This is a genomic window from Burkholderia pyrrocinia, from assembly GCF_018417535.1.
Lineage (GTDB): Bacteria > Pseudomonadota > Gammaproteobacteria > Burkholderiales > Burkholderiaceae > Burkholderia > Burkholderia pyrrocinia_E.
This window is the reverse complement of record NZ_CP070977.1, coordinates 2,181,938-2,201,367: the sequence shown is the minus strand read 5'-3', so window position 1 is coordinate 2,201,367 and position 19,430 is coordinate 2,181,938. Positions and strand designations below refer to the sequence as shown.

Genomic DNA, 19,430 nt, shown 5'->3' with positions numbered 1-19,430 from the left:
CCCGCGCCCGACGTCTCACGAAGCATAGACACGGAAGGCACGGACCGATAGCGATTGCCGATGTCGGGCGCGGCGGAGGGGCTCGGCGAACCGGCCCGCGGGGGCACGCCGCTTGCCGCTTACACGTCGCCCTGCGTTTCCTTCAGGTGCTTGAGGTGCTTGTAGACCGTCGCGCGCCCCATCCCGAGCACGTTCGCGACATAGTTCGCCGCGCTCTTGCCGCGGAACGCGCCTTCCGCGTAAAGCGCCTCGACGAGCTCGCGCCGGTGCTCGCGGGTGAGCCCGTTGAGCCCGACCTGCCGCTCGCGCAGCCAGCCATGCAGGAACGTGTTGATGCGCTCCTGCCAGTCGTCGCGGAACAGCTCGTCCGGCTGCGCGACGACGCCCGCGCCCTTGATGAACAGGTCGAGCGTCGCGCGTACCTCGTCGAACACCGCGATATTGAAGTTGATGCACATCATCCCGGCCGGGCGGCCTTCGTCGTCGAACAGCACGTTGCTGACGCAGCGCATCCGTCGTCCGTCCCAGTTCAGCTTCTCGTACGGGCCGATCACGCGCTCGCGCGCGGAATGATCGATTTCCTCGAGCGCGGAATCGTCGCCGACCTCGCGCTTGGACAGGTTGTTCGCGAGATACAGCACGGTCTGGTCGTGCAGGTCGTGGATCACGACTTCCGCGTACGGGAAGAACAGTGCGGCGATACCGTCGGCGATCGGCGCATAGCGGGTGAGCAGCAGGTCTTTGACGGGGGATTTCTTCTTGCGCATCGGTGTCGCCATCTCGGGTGGGCGGAGGCCGGGCGGCGCATCGGGCCGGCGTGCCGGCGCATCGGTGGCCGGCATGCCCGTGCGCTCGCGCGCGGCCGCCGCGGCGGTTGCGCCATTGTATCGGCCCCGCGCTCGCGTGCCGCTCATGCGCGCGTCAGGTGCGTGTACAGCGCGTGCGCGATCGCGATGTCCTCGAGCCCGAGGCCGATCGAGCGGAACAACGCGTGACGCGTGCGCGACGGCGCCGCGCAGGTGCCGGCGACGAGCGCGGGCAAGTCGCCGACGATCCGCGCGGCTTCCCAGCCGTGGTCGGCCGCCGCGATCTGCATCTCGCCGGCGCTCGCGGGCGTCGTGTGCCGGTAGTCGCAGTACACGTCCATGTCGGGCAGCCAGGCGGGCGGGATCTCGTGCGCACGCGCGACGTTCGTGCTGATCGACGTGACGAGCGCGGGGCGCGTGAGCATCCCGTCGCCGAGCACGGGCGTGCCCGACGACGTGCACAGCATCACGACGTCCGCGTCGCGCACGCAGGCTTCGATACTCGCAGCCGCGCGTGCACGCGGGTCGAGTTCGGCGAGCGTCGCCTGCAGCGCCGCGTCGCCGGCAAGCGCGGGCGAGTACACGCGGATCGTCTCCCAGTCGCGCAATGCCGCGGTGTGCCGCAGGTGCGCGAGGCCGACCGCGCCCGCGCCGACGATCGCCAGATGGCGCGCGTCGCGCGGCGCGAGGCAGTCGACCGCGAGCGCGGTCGTGCCGGCCGTGCGTTCGACGGTCAGCAGCCCCGCGTCGCACCACATCAGCGGCTGGCCGGTGCGCATCGACATCAGCGCGGTCCACGCGGTGACGATCGGCCTCCCGTCGGGTCCGGCGCCCGTCACGACGTACGGGGACAGCTTCGCGCCGAACACCTGCTCGTCGGCGAGCGCGCCGAGATACGTGATGAAGTCGCCGGCCTGGTCGGGAAACAGCGTGAGGGTCTGCGGCGGCTGCACCGCGCGCGCCGAGGCGAGCGACGCGAACATGCGGCGCAGCGTGCCGAGCACGTCGAGCGACGGCAGGGCCGCGCGCACCGCGGCTTCGTCGACAGTCAGCGGCAGGGTCGGGACGGTTTGCGTCATGGGGACATCTCCGGTCGGGGCCGGACAGGAAAGTCTCGAAAGACGGTGCCCGGCGGTGTTCGTGATGGACAAAAAGTCTAATATAGACAAATGAAATCCGGAGAATTTTTCTTTTCGAGACTTTGTGTCGTTGCCGTCTTCATGAAAAACACCGGGAAATCAACGGTGTTTTTGACGATCGACGAAATTTCGGCGCGACGTGACGGCACACGATTCTCGTATTCCCTATAGTCTAATATAGACTTTAAGTCTATATTTCGCGTGCAGGACACGGTACGTCGCCATCCGGCCGCCGCCTGCATCGAATGCCGATCCGGCGCCCGGTTGCGGGTGTCGCGCGACCGATCTTCATCGCCTCAATCCAGAACAGAAGGACCGTCATGAACTGGAAGCTTTCCCTCTGCGCCGTCGCGGCGCTTGCGTGCGCGGCCGTCACGGCCCACGCGGAACAGACCACGTTGCGCTTCGGGATCGAAGCCGCCTATCCGCCGTTCGAGAGCAAGACGCCGGCCGGCCAGTTGCAGGGTTTCGACGTCGATATCGGCAACGCGGTGTGCGCGAAGCTGAACATGAAATGCGTGTGGGTCGAGAATGCGTTCGACGGCCTGATCCCGGCGCTGCAGGCGCGCAAGTTCGACGCGATCAACTCGGCGATGAACATCACCGCGAAGCGCAAGCAGAGCATCGATTTCACGCCGGCGATCTACGTGGTGCCGATCGTGATGGTCGCCAGGCGTGGCTCGCCGCTGCGGCCGGACGTCGCGAGCCTGCGCGGCAAGCACGTCGGCGTGCTGCAGGGCTCGTCGCAGGAGGATTTCCTGAAGGCGCACTGGGCCAATGCGGGCGTGGCCGTCGTGTCATATCAGGACCAGGACCAGATCTACGGCGATCTCGTCGCCGGGCGTCTCGACGCGGCGGTGCAGGAAGCGCAGACCGCGCAGGACGGTTTCCTCGACAAGCCGGCCGGCCGCGACTACCAGATCGTCGGCGAGCCGCTGAAGGATCCGGCGACGCTCGGCGAGGGCACGGGCTTCGGGATGCGCAAGGGCGACAAGGCGCTGCAGGCGAAGATCGTCGGCGCGCTCGACGCGCTGAAGAAGGACGGCACGCTGGGCGCGCTGTCGCAGAAGTACTTCAAGCGCGACATCGTCGCGAAGTAAGCACGGCCGCGCGCCGGCCACGGTGCCGGCGCGCGTCGCATCGAATCTCGACGCTGGGCGGGGAAGCATGGATTTCGACGTCATCGTTCTGGGGGCCGGCATCGTCGGCGTGTCGTCGGCGCTGCATCTGCAGGATCGCGGGCTGCGCGTCGCGCTCGTCGACCGGCGCGCGCCCGGCGAGGAAACGAGCCACGGCAATGCCGGGCTGATCGAGCGCTCGTCGGTCGTGCCGTACGCGTTTCCGCGCCGGCTCGGCACGCTGTTGCGCTATGCGCGCAACCGCTCGGTCGATCTCTATTGGGACTACCGCGCGCTGCCGGCGTATGCGGGCTGGCTCGCACGCTTCTGGCGCGAATCGTCGCCGCAGCGGCTCGCGGCCGCCGCGCGCGACCTGCTGCCGCTCGTCGCGGCAAGCGTCGTCGAGCACGACGCACTGCTCGCGCGCACGGACGCGCAGCCGCTCGTGCACGACGGCGGGTGGATCGAGGCATTCCGTTCGCCCGCGCTGTTCGACGCGGAAACGCACGCGCAGCAGCGCGTGGCCGACGCGCACGGGCTGCGGATGACCGTGCTCGACGCGCGTGCGCTGCGCGAACGCGAGCCCGGGGTCGGCGACGCGTTCTGCGGCGCATTCCACTGGCAGGATCCGAAGACCGTGTCGAGCCCTGGCGGGCTGACCAAGGCCTATGCGCGGCTGTTCGAACGCGACGGCGGCACATTCGTGCTCGGCGACGCGAAGACGCTCGTTCAGGTGGATGGCGGCTGGCGGGTCGGTACCGAGCATGGGCCGATCTCTGCACGCTCGGCCGTGGTCGCGCTCGGGCCGTGGTCCGATCACGTGTTCGCGCCGCTCGGCTACCGGATTCCGCTGCGCGCGAAGCGCGGCTACCACATGCACTACCGGCCGACGCGCACGCCGCTGAACGTGCCGGTGTGCGATACCGAGGAAGGTTTCGTCGTCGCGCCGATGGAAGGCGGCCGCCTGCGGCTCACGACCGGTGTCGAGATCGCGCTGCGCGGCGCGCCGCCGACCGGCGTGCAGCTCGCGCGCGCCGAGCCGCTTGCGCGCGACGCGTTCGGCATCGGCGAACGGCTCGATCCCGAGCCGTGGCTCGGGATGCGGCCGTGCACGCCGGACATGCGTCCGGTGATCGGGCCCGCGCCGCGCCATCGCCATCTGTGGTTCGCGTTCGGCCATTGCCACCACGGGCTCACGCTCGGCCCTGCGACCGGTCGCCTGCTCGCCGAAATGATGACGGGTGCGCCGACCTATATCGATCCCCATCCGTACCGGCCTGCGCGCTTCGGCTGAGCCGGCGGCGCGGCGATGCGGCGCAGGCCCGGGCCGCCGCCGCGCGCGCTGCATCGCGTGCTCCGGCCGCGGATGCGGCCGCAACAATTTTTCATTCGGCTGTCTGCATTATCGAAAACCGGGTAATCGGAAATGATCTGCGTAATGGCCAAGAAAGAAATCGCGCAATAAATAAAATCAGCAAATTCGCGATTTATCAATGCATTTTCATATTGCTGAAATGCGTAATGGGCAGCCGGTCCTGACGATGCAGGGCACTGTCTCGGCAGGACGCTCCGGTGTTGCGTGGAATGTTCCGGAACACGTTACTGCGGGGCTCGCAAACGTTACGTTACATCCGTGATCCATCGGCATTTTTTGTCGGATGATTCCGACTCCGAACCCGCATATTTCGCCTGAAATTCATAAAAAAGCGTTATTGCCTGGAAATAGGCGGATGAATCAATCCGCTTTTTTGAATTGGCACGATTCGTGCAGTCCGTCCCCATGCTTTATCAACGTAGTGCCAACCGAGATGGGGTGAATAAGGATGGGACAAAATCTTAAATTGACGGGTGTGGCGCTGTCGGTCGCGATGGTGTTCGGGGTACTGGCTTCGGGTTCCGCGATGGCGGGTGCCCTCGATTCGCTGCCGATCCCGCAAGTGATCGTCAATCCGCCGACGAACAGCGTGTCGGTCGGGCTGGTCGCGACGGGTACGTCGCCGCTGGGCTCGGTCACCGTGACGGCGGGCGGATCGGGCGCGATCCAGACGTCGCTCGGCGATCCCGGCCAAGTGCTGTCGGGCGCCGCGGGGGCGGTGACGGGCGCACTCGGTGGTGGCGGCGGCACGGTGCAGCCGCTGGCGCCGGTCCAGGGTGTCGTGAATCAAGTGACGGGCGCGCTCGGTGGCGGCAACCCGGCCGGTGCGCTGACGGGTGCCCTCGGCACGGTCACGGGTGCACTAGGTAACGTCGGTGGCGGGTCGAACCCGCTGGCGCCGGTTCAAGGCGTCGTGAATCAAGTGACGGGCGCGCTCGGTAGCGGCAATCCGGCCGGCGCACTGGCGGGCGCCCTTGGCACGGTAACGGGCGCACTGGGCAACGTCGGCGGCGGCTCGAACCCGCTGGCACCGGTCCAGGGCGTCGTGAACCAGGTCACGGGCGCACTCGGCGGCGGTAACCCGGCCGGCGCACTGACGGGTGCCCTCGGCACGGTCACGGGTGCACTGGGTAACGTCGGCGGTGGCGCGAACCCGCTGGCACCGGTCCAGGGTGTCGTCAATCAGGTGACGGGTGCACTCGGCGGCGGCAACCCGGCCGGCGCACTGACGGGTGCCCTTGGCACGGTCACGGGTGCACTGGGCAACGTCGGCGGCGGCTCGAACCCGCTGGCACCGATCCAGAACGTCGTCGACCAGGTCACGGGCACGCTCGGCAGCGGTAACCCGGCCGGCGCGCTGACGGGTGCCCTCGGCACGGTCACGGGTGCACTAGGTAACGTCGGTGGCGGGTCGAACCCGCTGGCGCCGGTTCAAGGTGTCGTGAATCAAGTGACGGGCGCGCTCGGTGGCGGCAACCCGGCCGGTGCGCTGACGGGTGCCCTCGGCACGGTCACGGGTGCACTAGGTAACGTCGGTGGCGGGTCGAACCCGCTGGCGCCGGTTCAAGGCGTCGTGAATCAAGTGACGGGCGCGCTCGGCGGCGGCAACCCGGCCGGCGCACTGACGGGTACCCTTGGCACGGTCACGGGTGCACTGGGCAACGTCGGCGGCGGCTCGAACCCGCTGGCGCCGGTCCAGGGTGTCGTCAATCAGGTGACGGGCGCACTCGGCGGCGGCAATCCGGCCGACGCACTAACGGGTGCCCTTGGCACGGTCACGGGCGTACTGGGCAACGTCGGCGGCGGCTCGAACCCGCTGGCACCGGCCCAGGGTGTCATCAATCAGGTGACGGGTGCACTCGGCGGCGGCAACCCGGCCGGCGCACTGACGGGCGCCCTCGGTACGGTCACAGGCGCACTGGGCAACGTCGGCAGCGGCGCGAACCCGCTGGCACCGATCCAGAACGTCGTCGACCAGGTCACGGGCACGCTCGGCAGCGGTAACCCGGCCGGCGCGCTGAGCAACGCGGTCAACACGATCACGGGCACGCTCGGCAACGTCGGCGGCGCAGGGAGCCCGCTCGCGCCGGTGCAAGGCGTCGTCACGCAACTGGCCGGCACGCTCGGCAACGGCGATCCGGCCGGTGCGCTGACGAACGCGCTGAACTCGGTGACGGGTGCGCTGAGCGGCACGAATCCCCTGGCGCCGGTGCAGGGCGTCGTGAATCAGGTCGTCGGCACGCTGTCCGGCGCAGGCGGTGGCAGCCCGATCACGCCGATCACGAACCTCGTCAACGGCCTGCAGAACGCGCTGCCGACGGGCGGCAATCCGGCCGGAGCGCTGACCGGCGCACTCGGTTCGGTGACGGGCGCGCTCGGCAACCTCGGCGGTTCGAACCCGCTGGCGCCGGTGCAAGGCGTCGTGAACCAGGTCGTCGGCACGCTCGGGGGCAGCAATCCGGCTGCGACGCTGAGCAACGCGGTCGGCACGGCCACGGGCGCACTCGGCAACGCGGTCGGCTCCGTCGCGGGTGCGCTCGGCGCGCTGGGCGGCACGAACCCGCTCGCGCCGGTACAGGGTGTCGTGAACCAGGTCGTCGGTACGCTCGGCAGCGGCAATCCGGCCGGTGCGCTGACGGGCGCGCTGAACTCGGTGACGGGTGCCCTCGGCAACCTCGGCGGGTCGAACCCGCTGGCGCCGGTACAAGGTGTCGTGAACCAGGTCGTCGGCACGCTGACGGGCGCGACGGGCAACAGCCCGATCGCACCGATCACGAACCTCGTGAACGGCCTGACGGGCGGCAGCAACCCGGCCGGGGCACTGACCGGCGCGCTCGGTTCGGCGACGGGCGCACTCGCGAACGGACCGGCGGCGCTCGGCCAGGCGGCCGGCGCGTTGACGGGCGCGGCCGGTTCGACGGCAGCGGCAGGCGGCAGCCTGCTCGGCTCGGGCGCGAACGCAGCCGGCGGCACGGCGGGCGCGGTCGGCTCGCTGTTGACGACGGGTGCCAACTCGACGGCGACGGTCGTCAATGCGGTCGGCACGTCGGTGGGCACGGCGCTCGGTTCCGCGCCGAGCCTGTCGGTCACGCCGCATTCGGGCAGCAGCTCGCCGAACAACCCGCTCGCACCGGTGACGACGCTGCTCCAGTCGCTGACGGGCGCACTGCCGAAGTAACGAGCCGGAAACGCACGGCGGCGCCGTATCGGCCGCCGTGCGCAACGGTCGTGCAACTCAGGTCATGCAACACAGGTCGCGCAACGCGGCATGACAGGGATGTCATGCCGCGTTGTCTTTTTGGTTCCCCGTTTTCTTTCGTCATATGAATGACCGATGCCAGGCCGCCGCCGATCGTCGCCGGGCGGCATGGAATAACCGCTGGCTGCCGTCCGTTTACATACCGAGTTCCGGCACTGCCGCCCGGCGGGATAATGGTCGCGACGAAGCCGATCGTCCCGTCCGGCGGCGCCGTGTTGCGATGCGATGCCAAGGAGAACGGGAATGAAACGGATGCTCTTCGCCGCCGCGCTGATGGCGGCGATCGTGCGGCCGGCGGCCGCGGAACCGCCACAGGTCGGCGACGGGAAACTCGTCGACGAAGATCACATGACGCTGTACGTGTTCGATCGCGACGCGCCCGGCAAGAGCGCGTGCGACAGCGCGTGTGCGGCCAACTGGCCGCCCGCGCTCGCCGACGCGTACGACAAGGCATCGGGCGCGTGGAGCCTCGTCGCGCGCAGCGACGGCAAGAAGCAATGGGCGTACCGCGGACACCCGCTGTATCGATGGAAGATGGACCGCAAGGCTGGCGACGCGGGTGGCGACGGGATCGGGGGCATGTGGCACGTGGCGCGTCCGTGACCGCGCGGCGACGCGCGAGGCATCCTGATGAGCTATGAATCGGATCTGCTGGTGTGGCTGCCGCATCTCACGCGCTATGCGCGTGCGCTGACGGGCGACCGGGCCTGGGCGGACGATCTCGTGCAGGACACACTCGAACGTGCGCTGAACCGGCCGCCGCGCGACGGCGGCAACCTGCGCGCGTGGCTGCTGACGCTGCTGCGACACCGCTTCATCGACCAGTTGCGTGCGCGGCACGAGATCGCGGTCGACGACGCGACGGCGCCGTGGCAGACGATGGCCGCGCCGACCGGCGAGATCGGCGGGCTGGAGCTGCGCGACGTGCAGCGCGCGCTGTACCGGCTGCCCGTCGAACAGCGCGAGGTGCTGCTGCTGGTCGCGCTCGAAGAATTGAGCTATCGCGACGCCGCGCAGGTGCTCGGCGTACCGGTGGGAACGGTGATGTCGCGGCTCGCGCGGGCGCGCGGGCAGATGCGCGCACTGCTGTTGGACGAGCCGTCGGCGCACGGCACAGCCACGTTACGGGTGATCAGGAAGCCATGATGGACGATTCTCGCAAGCCTTCGAACGAGCGGGACGACGATGCGTCGGTGCAACTGCTGTCCGCGTTGCTGGACGGCGAGCTGTCCGGGCACGAGCGGCGCGAGGTGCTCGAGCGCTTGCAGTCCGATCCGGAGGAAGCCGAACGATTCGCGCATTACCGTGCGCAGCGCCATGCGCTGCATGCGCTGTTTCCGTTGCCGAGCGCCGCGCCTGCGCTGTTCGTGCAGCGCCGCGCGCCGCGCCGGCGCGGGTTCGCGTATGCGCTCGCGGGGCTGGCGGCCGGGCTGCTGATCGGCGTCGCGCTGCATGCGGGCTGGACGGCGTTCGGCAGCGAACCGGCGTTCGCTGCGCGCGCCGATGTCGCGTATGCGGTGTACGCAGCCGATCGCGAGCATCCGGTCGAGGTCGGCGCGGGAGACCCCGGACACCTTGCCGCGTGGCTGTCGGCGCGCGTCGGGCGGACCGTGCGCGCGCCGTCGCTCGACGAATACGGCTATGTGCTGCTGGGCGGCCGGTTGCTGCCCGGCGACGCGGGGCCGGCCGCGCAGCTCATGTACCAGCGCGCGGACGGCGAGCGCGTGACGCTGTACATGACCGCGTACGACGCGCGGCACCTCGCGCCGCAGGCGATGTCGGCCGACGGCCGCTACACGTATTTCTGGTCGGATCGCGGCATGGGCTATGCGCTGTCCGGCCGCGGCGACGAACGGCGCCTGCGCGAGCTCGCGATCGAAGCGTGCGGCGCGCTTGGCGGCTCGACCGACGCGTGGAAAGGATGACGCGCGCGGCGCCGGCAGGGAGCGGTCGATGAAGACGACGAAGATGCTCATGCTGATGCCGGTGCTCGCGGCGCTCGCCGTGGGTGCTGCCCTCGCGCGGGCGGACGGCGATGCGCCGGTGCGCGTGCCGGTCGACGCCGACGGCGTGCAGCGGGTGACGATCGTCGGCGGCAGCTATTTCTTCCGTCCGAACCACGTGATCGTGCGCGCGCACTTACCGGTCGAGCTGACCGTGTCGGCCGAGCCCGGCGTCGTGCCGCACAGTTTCGAGATCGACGCGCCGCAGGCCGGCATCGCGGTGCACACCGAACTCGGCACGACGCCGAAGACCTTTCGCTTCACGCCTGCGCAGCCGGGCCGGTTCGCCTACTATTGCACGCATCGGCTGCTGTTTTTCAGGAGCCATCGCGAGCGCGGGATGGAAGGCGTGCTCGACGTCGAGGCGGCGCCGTGATCGCCGCGTTGCTGGCCGCGAGCCTGATAGGAGCGAGCATGACAGCCGATCCCGTGACCGTCGCGCAGGCGCATTTCGACCACGTCCGCTCGTATCGCGCGACGATCCGCTCGTCGGCGCGGGGCGGCGAACATACCGAAATCCGCTATGCGTACCTGAAACCCGGCTTCGTCCGGATGGATTTCGTGTCGCCTCATCACGGCGCGGTGCTCGCCTACGATCCCGGCGACGGCAAGGTGCGGCTGCGCCCGTTCGGCGCGCATGCGCCGCCCGCGCTGACGCTGTCGCCGTCCAATCCGCTCGTGCGCGACCGCAGCGGCCACCGGGTCGACCGGTCGGACGTCGGCGAGTTGCTGCGCAACGTTCATGCGCTGCAGCAGGGCGGTGCGACGGTGACCGAAGGCGAGGAGGCCGTCGGCGGCCGGGCCGCGCTGCGCGTGTCGGTCACGGGCGGGCCCGCGCATGCGGTCGACGGCGTGCATCGCTACCGGCTGTGGCTGGACGCCGAGGACGGCTTTCCGCTGAAGGTCGTCAGCTTCGCGGACGATGACGACGTGCCGCTCGAAACCGTGACGCTCGACGATATCGAGATCGACGTCGCGTTTCCCGAGCGCTTTTTCGCGCCCTGATTGGTGCGCCGATTGATGCCCCTGACACGCATGCCGGAGGCTGCATGGCGGAATACCGGTTCTCGACGACATGGCGCGTGGACGCCCCGCTCGCGGCGGTCTGGGACGCGATCTACCAGGTCGACCGCTGGCCCGACTGGTGGAAGGGCGCGGTACGCACCGTCGAGATCGAGCAGGGCGACGCGCGTGGCGTCGGCGCGCTGCACCGGTACACGTGGAAGGGCGCGCTGCCGTACCGGCTGACCTTCGACATGCGCGTGCGGCGCGTCGAGCCGCCGCATGCGCTCGAAGGCCGCGCGAGCGGCGCGATCGAAGGCGACGGATGCTGGTCGTTCGCCGGCGACGGCGCATGCACCGTCGTGCGCTACGACTGGCACATCCACACGCACGTGCGCTGGATGAACTGGCTGGAGCCGTTCGCGCGCCCGCTGTTCCGATGGAATCACGACGTCGTGATGCGCGAAGGCGCGAAGGGCCTTGCACGGCTGCTGGGCGCGGCCGTCGAGACGGGCGGCCGGACCTTCCGGCCGCTGTCGGATGCGGGCTGCGCCGATGCGTGATGGCGCGTGACGACGGGCCGCGCCGCTCAGCGCGCGTACGCCATCACCGCACCGTCGACGACGAGCGCGACGCGTTCGCCGACTGCCGGACACCGGTGTCCCGGCACGCGTACGCGCACGAACACGTCGGCATCGGCATCGAGGCGCGTGAGCACGTCGGCGTCCTGGCCCGCGAACTGTGCGGCTTCGACGCGCGCCGTATGGCCGCGCGCTGCGTCGGCATGCGCGACCGGCACGAGGCCGATCTGCTCGGGGCGCAGCATCGCGTCGGCCGGCCCGTCGGGCAGCGGCGCGACGAGCGGCAACTCGCCGAGCGCGCACGCGATGCGCCCGTCGCGCACGCGGCCCGCGAGCAGCACGGCTTGCCCGACGAACGACGCGATGTCGCGCGTGACGGGCTGCCGGTACAGCGTCTGCGGCGCGGCCGTCTGCACGAGCCGGCCTTGCCACATCACCGCCACTTCGTCGCCGAGCGTCATCGCCTCGGGCTGGTCGTGCGTGACGAGCACCGACGTCGCGCCCGCCGCGGCGAGCGCATCCGCGACCGCGCTGCGCGTTTCGTGGCGCAGCGACGTGTCGAGCGCGGAGAACGGTTCGTCGAGGATCACGAGCGACGGCTCGGGCGCCAGCGCGCGCGCAAGCGCGACGCGCTGCTGCTGCCCGCCGGACAGTTGCTGCGGTGCGCGGCTCGCGTACGACGCGGGCAGTCCGACCATCTCGAGCAGTTCTCCGACGCGATGATGGCGCCGCCGCGCCGCGCGCGGCAGGCCGAACGCGATGTTGTCGGCCACCGACAGATGCGGAAACAGCGCGCCTTCCTGCGGCACATAGCCGATCCGGCGCTGTTCGGGCGGCAGGTGCACGCCGGGCGCGGCCACGCGGCGCCCGTCGATCTCGACGGTGCCGCGCTCGGCGCGCTCGAAGCCGCACAGCACGCGCAGCAGCGTCGTCTTGCCGCTGCCGGACGGGCCGAGCAGCGCGAGGCGTGAGCCGCGCCGCACGGTGAGATCGATGTCGTGCAGGACGGTATGCGATCCGAACGATTTGGACAGGCCGTGGATGCGTAGTTCGCTCATGAGCGGTTCCGGGGAAAGGGGGCGGCGCTCAGTCGCGCACCGACGCGCGGCCGAGCAGCCGGAACAGCAGTCCCGATGCGCCCAGCGACAGCGCGACGAGCAGCGCCGCATAAGGCGCCGCGGCCGCGAACGCGAGCGTCGCCGTATCGCTCCACACCTGCGTCGCGAGCGTGCGGGTGCCGATCGGCGACAGCAGCAGCGTCGCGTTGAGTTCCGTCACGACCGAGATGAACACCATCGTCGCGGCCGCGCCGAGGCCGGGCGCCGCGAGCGGCAGCACCACGCGCGTGAGCGTCGCGCGCCAGCCGAGGCCGAGCGAACGCGCGGTTTCCTCGAGCCGGACCTGCACGTGCGACAGCGCCGCGCGCACGCTGACGACCGCGAGCGGCAGGAACAGGATCGCGTACGCGGCGACGAGCGCCGGCGCGCTCTGGTAAAGCGGCTGCAGCAGCCGTACCGTGATCGACACGATCGCGAGCGCGACGACGATGCCCGGCACGCCCTGCACGGTCATCGCCGTACGTTCGAGGATCGTCGCGACGCGGCCCGGATAACGGACCAGCAGGAACGCGAGCGGCAGCGCGAGCAGCGTCGTGACGGCCGCGGCCGCGAGGCCGTAGCCGGACGACGCGAGCGCGGCCTGCCACAGCAGTTCGGGCGACACATCGGCCGGCGTGACGGCGGCCGCGCCCTGTTGCGTGAGCCAGTAGCCGATCATCGCGAGCGGCACGCCGAGCGTCGCGGCCGCGAGCACGGCGAACGCGACGGTGACGGGGCCGCGCAGGGTCCCGAGCGGATAACGCATCGCGACGCGGCGCGCGGCGCGGTGCGTATGGCCGTAGCGCGCATGGCCGCGTGCGCGCGCCTCGATCGCGAGGCACAACAGGCACAGCGCGATCAGCACGCAGCCGAGCAGCGATGCGCCGCCGCCGTCGAACGCGGTGCGGTATTCCGCATAGATCTCGGTCGTGAAGGTGCGAAAGCGCAGCAACTGGAACGCGCCGAATTCGGACAGTACGCCGAGCGCGACGAGCAGCATCCCGCCACACAGCGCGGGGCGCAACTGCGGCAGCACGACGCGCAAGAAGGTATGCCACGGCGAGCAGCCGAGCGTGCGCGCGCTTTCTTCGAGCGCGGGGTCGAGCTCGCGCAGCGCGGCGGCCACCGGCAGGTAGACGAGCGGGAAGTACGCCGAGGTCAGCACGATCAGCGCGCCGAGGAAGTCCTGCAGGTCGAGGCTCAGCGACACCCACGCATAGCTCGTGATGAATGGCGGCACCGCGAGTGGCGCTGCGGCGAGCGCGGTCCACAGCGGCCGCGCCGGCAGGTCGGTGCGCTCGATGAACCACGCGACCGCGGTGCCGAGCAGTGTGCACGCGAGGGTCGCGGCGAGCGTGATCGACAACGTGTTGACGAGCAGTTCGCCGACGAGCGGGCGCCACAGCAGCTCGATCGCATCGTCGACGCCGAAGGTCGCCGCGCGATACAGCGTGAAACCGAGCGGCAACAGGATCGCAAGCGGCCCGCACGCGGCCGCGGCGACGAGCGCGCGCGACGGGCGCCGCCGCGTCGCGGCGCGCTCGCCGTCGCGCGCGGGGCGTGCCGTGCGGGACACGGCGTCGCTCATGCTCAGAGCAGGCCGGCCTGGCGCAGCAGCTTGCCGGCCTGGCTGTCGTCGCCGAGCTGTTCGAACGTCAGCGCCGGCGGGCTCAGTTCGTTGAACGGCTTCAGGATCGGGTCGGGTGCGACGCCCGGGTGCAGCGGATACTCGAAGCTGATGTGGCCGCCCGCCATCAGCTTCTGCGCGCGCTCGCTGACGAGATACGCGACGAACTTCTGCGCATCGGCCTGGTGCTTCGACGCCTTCAGCACCGCGGCGCCCGACACGTTGACGGCCGCGCCGACGTCGTGGTTGCCGAAGTGGTGGATCGCGCTCTTGGTCGACTTGTCGCCGAGTTCGGCGTGCAGGCGATCCCAGTAGTAGTTGTTGACGATGCCGGTCAGCACGCCGCCGCGGTTGACGGCCGCCGTCACGCCTTCGTCGTCGTCGAAGATTTGCGCGTTGGTCTTCAGGCCCTTCAGCCATTGCAGCGTCGCGGCTTCGCCGTGCAGCGCGAGCACCGCGCTCACGAGCGGCAGGAAGTCCGCATCGCTCGGCGCGACGCCGACCTTGCCCTTCCATTCGGGTTTCGCGAGATCGAGCAGCGACGCGGGCAGTTGCTGCGGCTGGAGCTTCGCGGTGTTGTAGATGAGCACGTTCTCGCGCGCGAGCACGCCGACCCAGTTGCCGTCGGTCGGGTTGAAGCGCGCGGGCACCGCCTGCAGTGCGGCGCCGTCGGTCTTCGCGAGCAGGCCCTTGCGGTCGAGCAGCACGAGCTCGGGCGAGTTCTCGGTGAAGTACACGTCGGCCGGCGTGCGATCGCCTTCCGCGACGAGCTGCGCGGCGAGCGCGGGGCCTTCGCCCGAGCGCACCTTCACGGTGATGCCGCTCTGCGCTTCGAAGTCCTTGACGAGCTGGTTGACGACCTGCTCGTGCTGCGCGTTGTACAGCGTGAGCGTCGCGGCATGCGCGCGCGTGGCGTGCAGCGCGCCGGTCAGCATCAGCGCGGCGGCGGCCGCGGCGATCAGGTGCCGCAGCGGGCGGCTAACGGGTGAAGTGTTCATGTCGTCGTCGTGGGTTTCATCCGGACGGGCCGGGAAAAAGGGTGCGTTGCGTGTCGTTGCGTCGTTATGCCGTTACGCTTCGAACAGCGCGGCGCCGATGTACGAACCGGGTTGCGCGCCCGGCGGACACGCGAAGATCGCGCTGCCGACGTGCGTGGTGAACTGGTTCATGATGTCCAGCTTCGCGAGCTTCTCGTTGATCGGAATGAAGCCACGGCGCGGGTCGCGCTGGTGCGCGACGAACATCAGCCCCGCGTCGTACTCGGTCTGCTGACGCCACGGCGGCCAGCGCTCGATGTAGAAATTCGCGCTGTCGTTGTACGAATACGCGCGACGCAGGATCTGCGCGCCGTTGTTGAGCTGCGGCGATGCGAGACGCGCGTGCGAGTTGTCGGGGATCACCGAATTGCCGTCGTTGTCGACCGCATCGAGGTCGAGCGCTTCGAATTCCTGCTTCCCGCCGATCGGTGCGCCGCTGTACTTCCTGCGGCCGAACACCTGCTCCTGGAAACCGAGCTCGGTGTTGTCCCAGTGTTCGAGCGTGATGCGGATGCGGCGCACGACCGTATAGGTGCCGCCGTTCATCCACGCCGGGCCTTCGCTGCCGGCCCACACGAATTCGTTCATCGCGGCGGGGTCGTCGCGCGACGGGTTCATCGTGCCGTCCTTGAAGCCCATCAGGTTGCGCGGCGTCTCGCCCGGCTTGCCGGACGTGAAGCCGGCCTGGCCCCAGCGCATCTGCACGGCCTTGCCGCCGAGGCGCACGAGCTGGCGCACCGCATGGAACGCGACCTGCGCATCGTTCGCGCACGCCTGGATGAACAGGTCGCCGCCGGTCTTCTCCGGAATCAACTGGTCGCCGTTGAAGCGCGGCAGGTCGACGAGCGCGGCCGGGCGCTGCTTCGCGAGGCCGTAGCGGTCCTTGCCCGCGACCGCGAACAGGCCGGGCCCGAAGCCGAACGTGATGGTCAGCCGCGACGGGCCGATGCCGAGCGCGTCGCCCGAGTCGGCCGGCGCCACGTCGTCGCCGCCGGTTGCCGGCAGCGGCTGCGCGGTGTCGCCGCGCGTCAGGCGCGCGGCCGCGTCGGTCCACGTCTTCAGCAGCGCGATCACGTCCGCGCGTTTGTCGGTCGTGAGGTCGAGCGCCGCGAAATATGCGTTGCGCTGCTGCGGCGTCACGATGCCGCCCTGGTGCTTGCCGTAGAACGGCTCGAGGTCGTCGTCGTGCGCGTGCGCATCCGCGGCGGCCGGGTTGGCGGCATCGGCCGCGCGCGCGGCCGGCATCGCGCCCGCCGCGAGGCCCGCGGCCACCGCCGCGCCGCCGGCTTTCAGGAAGCCGCGGCGCGCGGGGCGCGATGGCGGGTTCAGATCGTCTGCCATGGTCGGCTCCGTTACTTCGCGAGCATCAGCGTGTTGACGTCGTCCTGGACGTAATAGAAGCCGTCGCCGGCCGGCGTCATCGCGATCCCGAACAGGTCGCCGTTGCCGGGCGGCGATTGCGCCTTGTCGGTGTCGATCCAGCGTGCATAGAGCTGCTTGCCGGCGGCCGGGTCGATCTCGACGACCTGGCCGTTCAGCGCATTGGTCGCGAGCAGATGGCCGTTCGGCGCGGTCGCGAGCGCGAGCGGGCGGCGCAGGAAGCCGTCGGCCGTCACCTGGCGGCCGACGCCCGCGCTCGTGTCGCGCGTGAGCGGATCGTCGATCTCGACGATCCGGTTGCCGATCGCGTCCGACACGTACAGCTTCTTCTGGTCGCCCGACAGCGCGAGGCCGGTCGGGCCGACGAGGAACACGCCCTTGTCGGCCTGCGCGCCGAGGCCGCTTGCGATAATCGTTTCCTGCTTGATCACGGGCGGCTTGCCGGCCGGCACATCGACGTCGATGCGCAGCACGGTCGCCTGCTTGTAGACGGGCGGGTTGCCGTCCGCGCCGCCGACGCCGAAGCCGGCCATGCTGACGAACAGCGTCGCGCTGTCGCCGCGGTCGACCACGGCCATGTTGCCCCACGGGTCGTTGATGTTCGGGCTCGACCAGGTCGATGCAATCTTGCCTTGCGGATCGAGCACGATCAGGCAGCCGGCGCCCTTCGTCGACGTCGTGCCGTCGTTGCTCGGCGTGCTGCCGACGATCACCCAGCCCGACTTCAGCATCGTCATCGCGGTCGACAGGCCGACGCCGCCGGGGCATGCCTTCAGGTCGCGCGGGATCGTCGCGAACAGGCTCATCTGCTTCGTCGACGGCCGGTAGTCGACGATCGTGCTGCCGGTGCCCTGCAGGTTCGCCGCGTTGTTGAAGTTGTCGACGAGCACGTCGCCGGCCTGGATCGTGCCGGCCGACACCGGCGCGACCGCGATCGCGTACGGGTTCTGGTCGCCGTTGTCGGGCACCGTGTTGACGAGCAGCGTATGGCGATGCAGCGTCTCGAGGAAGCCTTGCGGCTCGGCGAACGCGCCGGCGGCGGCCGTCAGCGCGGCGGCGGCCAGTGCGCCCGTCGCGAGGCGGCGAAGCGGGGCGGATTGAATCATCTGGGTCTCTCCTGGGGGACGCGCCGCCGCAGCGGCGCGCGAAAAACGGGTAGCGTGGGCGCGGTGCTCAGAACGTGATCGTCGTGCGCGCACCGACCACGAACGTGTTGCGCAGCGGCTGGGTCGCGTCGCTCGGGTTCTGGCCCGCGCCGGCATTGAACGTGTACTGCGCATCGGCCGCGATCACCCACCACGGGTTGACCTGGTACTGGTAGGTCGCCTCGAGCGTCGTCTCGCGGGTGCGCACGCCGTACGGGCCGGTCGCGAACGACCGCGCGGCCCGGTCGAGGTCGGTCACGTGGCTGCCGACCTGGATGTACGTGACGGCGAGGCCGACGCTGTCGTTGTCGCGGCCCGCGAACGGCGCCTTCAGCACGACCCCCGCGTTCGCCGCGAAGCTCACCAGGTTGCGGTCGCCCGGCGCGCCCATCACGCGTGCGAACACGCCGAGGCTCTGCGGGCCGGTCGGGTCGGGGCGCCAGATCATCTGGTCGGCCACCGCATAGAAGCTGTAGTCGCCGTGGCGCTGCTGCGCGCTGCCGTTCGATGCGGGATCCGCGAGCGACAGCCCGTCGGTGCCGACGTTCTGGTCCGCGAAGCGGCCGTTGTGATACCAGACGCCGATCTTGTAGGTGCCCGGCAGCCCGTTCGAGCGGCCGGTGTCCATTTCGCCGTCGGACGGCTGGTTCAGCGCGTACTGCAGCTCGCCGATATAGAGCGTGCCGTTGTGCAGGTTGAAGTTCGTGCCGCTCAGGTTGTTCGGGTTGTTGCCGAGCGGATCGCCGTCGAACACGCCCGCGAGCGCGGTGAGCTTCGGCGTGATCTGCGCGCGCACGCGCACGCCGAGGCCCGCGAGCGGATAGGCGGGGCCGCCATTGGGCAGGTCGTACGACGGCAGCGCGGGCCAGCCGAACATCGTGTTGACGAACGAGTTCGCATACGTGCTGACCATGAATTCCTGGTCCAGGCTCTGCTGGCCGATCTTCACGTCGACGCGCTTGTCGAGGAACGACTGCTGGTACCACAGCTCCCACAGGCGCGTCGTGTCCTGCGCCTCGATGCCGCTCGCGGTGTTGAGCGTGCCGAGGTTCGCCGCGCTCAGGTTGCGGCCGTGGATCTGCAGCGCGCTGACGTTGAACGTGCCGCCGGGCAGGCCGATCGCCTTTTGCGTATCGACCGTCAGCGTCGCCGTCGTCAGCCCGTCGTACGTGCCGCCGCGGTTCAGGCCGCCGCGCAGGTTCGCGAGGTATTCGCTGGTTTCGGTGATCTGCAGCGTCGCGCCGTACTTGCCGAGCCACGGGCGGATGCCGCCCATGTCGCCGAGCAGGCTCTGGCGCGTCCAGATGCCGGTCCACATGTCGGTCGGCCTGGCCTGGATCGCGAGGTCGGCCTCGGGCGCTTCGGGCTGTGCGTCGACCGGCGTGGCGGCGAACGCGGCGCCGCTCGCGAACGATGCGCAAGCGAGGATGGCCGCAAAGGCGGCGGGGCGCATCCGGGCGCGGATACGGTCTCCGTGGAACGACACCAACTTCATATCAAACCCCTGGTTTTCTTTAATCTGGAGTCCTGCTTTTAAGGCGCTATCCGAACGCTCGGCGCCGATTGGCCAGGGCACGAAGATGAACGCAACGCGGCGCATCGTAGAAGTGTCAAATGGGAAAGTCAATGTAAACGAGAATGATTCGCATCTAGATTACTAAATGTAATGAAGTGGCTTACGGACAAGGCCCGCGACGGCCGGATACCTTTCAAAACCGTAAATATCGGCGTAATGAAAATGAATGCTTCGATGCGGATCGATGCATCCGCGGGAAGGGCGCGCAATGGGCGTCCGGCGCGCGCGAAGGCGGCGTTGCGGCATGCCGGATCGGCGCCGGCGCAGGTTTTTTGATGCGATGTC

At 69.7% G+C, this 19,430-nt stretch carries 17 protein-coding genes; 9 read left to right on the top strand and 8 right to left on the bottom strand.

Annotated features, from left to right (window positions below):
• Nucleotides 1–119 precede the first annotated feature (119 nt).
• Both JYG32_RS10295 and JYG32_RS10290 read right to left on the bottom strand, forming a co-directional pair.
• Entirely contained in the window at nucleotides 120–914 is a 795-nt protein-coding gene (locus tag JYG32_RS10295) for a helix-turn-helix transcriptional regulator (RefSeq protein ID WP_213263493.1), read from the bottom strand.
• Nucleotides 911–1,885 carry an ornithine cyclodeaminase family protein gene (locus JYG32_RS10290; RefSeq protein ID WP_174382567.1) on the bottom strand — a complete coding sequence of 325 codons (975 nt, stop codon included), beginning with the start codon at nucleotides 1,883–1,885 and terminating at the stop codon, nucleotides 911–913. Before JYG32_RS10290 ends, JYG32_RS10295 begins: the two co-directional genes overlap by 4 nt.
• A 380-nt stretch (nucleotides 1,886–2,265) precedes the next feature.
• Here JYG32_RS10290 and JYG32_RS10285 point away from each other — a divergent pair, with 380 nt between their 5' ends.
• From JYG32_RS10285 to JYG32_RS10245, 9 genes are all read left to right on the top strand, one after another.
• Nucleotides 2,266–3,045 carry an ABC transporter substrate-binding protein gene (locus tag JYG32_RS10285; protein WP_213263492.1) on the top strand — a complete coding sequence of 260 codons (780 nt, stop codon included), beginning with the start codon at nucleotides 2,266–2,268 and terminating at the stop codon, nucleotides 3,043–3,045.
• A gap of 67 nt (nucleotides 3,046–3,112) precedes the next feature.
• On the top strand, nucleotides 3,113–4,357 hold the full coding sequence (locus JYG32_RS10280; protein WP_213263491.1) for an NAD(P)/FAD-dependent oxidoreductase: 1,245 nt from the start codon (nucleotides 3,113–3,115) through the stop codon (nucleotides 4,355–4,357).
• A 529-nt stretch (nucleotides 4,358–4,886) separates the two neighbouring features.
• Nucleotides 4,887–7,616 (top strand): beta strand repeat-containing protein, encoded by a 2,730-nt coding sequence (locus JYG32_RS10275; RefSeq protein ID WP_213263490.1) that lies wholly within the window; start codon nucleotides 4,887–4,889, stop codon nucleotides 7,614–7,616.
• A 324-nt stretch (nucleotides 7,617–7,940) separates the two neighbouring features.
• A complete protein-coding gene (locus tag JYG32_RS10270; protein ID WP_174384450.1) occupies nucleotides 7,941–8,300 on the top strand; it encodes a COG4315 family predicted lipoprotein in 360 nt (119 codons plus the stop codon).
• A 27-nt stretch (nucleotides 8,301–8,327) separates the two neighbouring features.
• Nucleotides 8,328–8,843, top strand: a complete 516-nt coding sequence (locus JYG32_RS10265) for a sigma-70 family RNA polymerase sigma factor (RefSeq protein ID WP_174384451.1) — start codon at nucleotides 8,328–8,330, stop codon at nucleotides 8,841–8,843.
• Complete coding sequence (locus JYG32_RS10260; protein WP_174384452.1) at nucleotides 8,840–9,622, top strand: anti-sigma factor family protein; 783 nt, start codon at nucleotides 8,840–8,842, stop codon at nucleotides 9,620–9,622. The genes JYG32_RS10265 and JYG32_RS10260 overlap by 4 nt, the downstream gene beginning before the upstream one ends.
• 28 nt (nucleotides 9,623–9,650) lie before the next feature.
• Entirely contained in the window at nucleotides 9,651–10,076 is a 426-nt protein-coding gene (locus JYG32_RS10255; RefSeq protein WP_433960822.1) for a quinol oxidase, read from the top strand.
• Nucleotides 10,073–10,705: a LolA family protein gene (locus JYG32_RS10250; RefSeq protein WP_174384453.1), complete on the top strand. Its 633-nt coding sequence runs from the start codon at nucleotides 10,073–10,075 to the stop codon at nucleotides 10,703–10,705. Before JYG32_RS10255 ends, JYG32_RS10250 begins: the two co-directional genes overlap by 4 nt.
• Nucleotides 10,706–10,749: 44 nt before the next feature.
• On the top strand, nucleotides 10,750–11,265 hold the full coding sequence (locus JYG32_RS10245; RefSeq protein WP_213263489.1) for an SRPBCC family protein: 516 nt from the start codon (nucleotides 10,750–10,752) through the stop codon (nucleotides 11,263–11,265).
• Nucleotides 11,266–11,291: 26 nt separating this feature from the next.
• On the opposite strand, the gene JYG32_RS10240 is transcribed toward JYG32_RS10245, so the two are convergent.
• The 6 genes from JYG32_RS10240 to JYG32_RS10215 form a co-directional block, all read right to left on the bottom strand.
• Nucleotides 11,292–12,341, bottom strand: coding sequence for an ABC transporter ATP-binding protein (locus tag JYG32_RS10240; protein ID WP_213263488.1), 1,050 nt, complete (start codon nucleotides 12,339–12,341; stop codon nucleotides 11,292–11,294).
• Between the two features lie 28 nt (nucleotides 12,342–12,369).
• Nucleotides 12,370–13,968 (bottom strand): ABC transporter permease, encoded by a 1,599-nt coding sequence (locus tag JYG32_RS10235; protein WP_213263487.1) that lies wholly within the window; start codon nucleotides 13,966–13,968, stop codon nucleotides 12,370–12,372.
• A 2-nt stretch (nucleotides 13,969–13,970) separates the two neighbouring features.
• Nucleotides 13,971–15,005, bottom strand: coding sequence for an iron ABC transporter substrate-binding protein (locus tag JYG32_RS10230; RefSeq protein WP_213263486.1), 1,035 nt, complete (start codon nucleotides 15,003–15,005; stop codon nucleotides 13,971–13,973).
• A 72-nt stretch (nucleotides 15,006–15,077) separates the two neighbouring features.
• Entirely contained in the window at nucleotides 15,078–16,385 is a 1,308-nt protein-coding gene (gene efeB / locus JYG32_RS10225) for an iron uptake transporter deferrochelatase/peroxidase subunit (protein WP_213263485.1), read from the bottom strand.
• A gap of 11 nt (nucleotides 16,386–16,396) precedes the next feature.
• Nucleotides 16,397–17,530, bottom strand: a complete 1,134-nt coding sequence (locus JYG32_RS10220; protein WP_174384229.1) for a hypothetical protein — start codon at nucleotides 17,528–17,530, stop codon at nucleotides 16,397–16,399.
• Nucleotides 17,531–17,597: 67 nt separating this feature from the next.
• Nucleotides 17,598–19,064, bottom strand: coding sequence for a carbohydrate porin (locus tag JYG32_RS10215; protein WP_213263484.1), 1,467 nt, complete (start codon nucleotides 19,062–19,064; stop codon nucleotides 17,598–17,600).
• Nucleotides 19,065–19,430 lie beyond the last annotated feature (366 nt).

What these genes read in the sequence shown, in the direction of transcription:
- JYG32_RS10215 (WP_213263484.1), bottom strand. Translation starts at nt 19,064, where the DNA reads ATGAAGTTGGTGTCGTTCCACGGAGACCGTATCCGCGCCCGGATGCGC.
- JYG32_RS10295 (WP_213263493.1), bottom strand. Translation starts at nt 914, where the DNA reads ATGAGCGGCACGCGAGCGCGGGGCCGATACAATGGCGCAACCGCCGCG.
- JYG32_RS10220 (WP_174384229.1), bottom strand. Translation starts at nt 17,530, where the DNA reads ATGATTCAATCCGCCCCGCTTCGCCGCCTCGCGACGGGCGCACTGGCC.
- JYG32_RS10285 (WP_213263492.1), top strand. Translation starts at nt 2,266, where the DNA reads ATGAACTGGAAGCTTTCCCTCTGCGCCGTCGCGGCGCTTGCGTGCGCG.
- JYG32_RS10230 (WP_213263486.1), bottom strand. Translation starts at nt 15,005, where the DNA reads ATGAACACTTCACCCGTTAGCCGCCCGCTGCGGCACCTGATCGCCGCG.
- JYG32_RS10275 (WP_213263490.1), top strand. Translation starts at nt 4,887, where the DNA reads ATGGGACAAAATCTTAAATTGACGGGTGTGGCGCTGTCGGTCGCGATG.
- JYG32_RS10240 (WP_213263488.1), bottom strand. Translation starts at nt 12,341, where the DNA reads ATGAGCGAACTACGCATCCACGGCCTGTCCAAATCGTTCGGATCGCAT.
- efeB (WP_213263485.1), bottom strand. Translation starts at nt 16,385, where the DNA reads ATGGCAGACGATCTGAACCCGCCATCGCGCCCCGCGCGCCGCGGCTTC.
- JYG32_RS10280 (WP_213263491.1), top strand. Translation starts at nt 3,113, where the DNA reads ATGGATTTCGACGTCATCGTTCTGGGGGCCGGCATCGTCGGCGTGTCG.
- JYG32_RS10290 (WP_174382567.1), bottom strand. Translation starts at nt 1,885, where the DNA reads ATGACGCAAACCGTCCCGACCCTGCCGCTGACTGTCGACGAAGCCGCG.
- JYG32_RS10265 (WP_174384451.1), top strand. Translation starts at nt 8,328, where the DNA reads ATGAGCTATGAATCGGATCTGCTGGTGTGGCTGCCGCATCTCACGCGC.
- JYG32_RS10270 (WP_174384450.1), top strand. Translation starts at nt 7,941, where the DNA reads ATGAAACGGATGCTCTTCGCCGCCGCGCTGATGGCGGCGATCGTGCGG.
- JYG32_RS10245 (WP_213263489.1), top strand. Translation starts at nt 10,750, where the DNA reads ATGGCGGAATACCGGTTCTCGACGACATGGCGCGTGGACGCCCCGCTC.
- JYG32_RS10235 (WP_213263487.1), bottom strand. Translation starts at nt 13,968, where the DNA reads ATGAGCGACGCCGTGTCCCGCACGGCACGCCCCGCGCGCGACGGCGAG.
- JYG32_RS10255 (WP_433960822.1), top strand. Translation starts at nt 9,651, where the DNA reads ATGAAGACGACGAAGATGCTCATGCTGATGCCGGTGCTCGCGGCGCTC.
- JYG32_RS10260 (WP_174384452.1), top strand. Translation starts at nt 8,840, where the DNA reads ATGATGGACGATTCTCGCAAGCCTTCGAACGAGCGGGACGACGATGCG.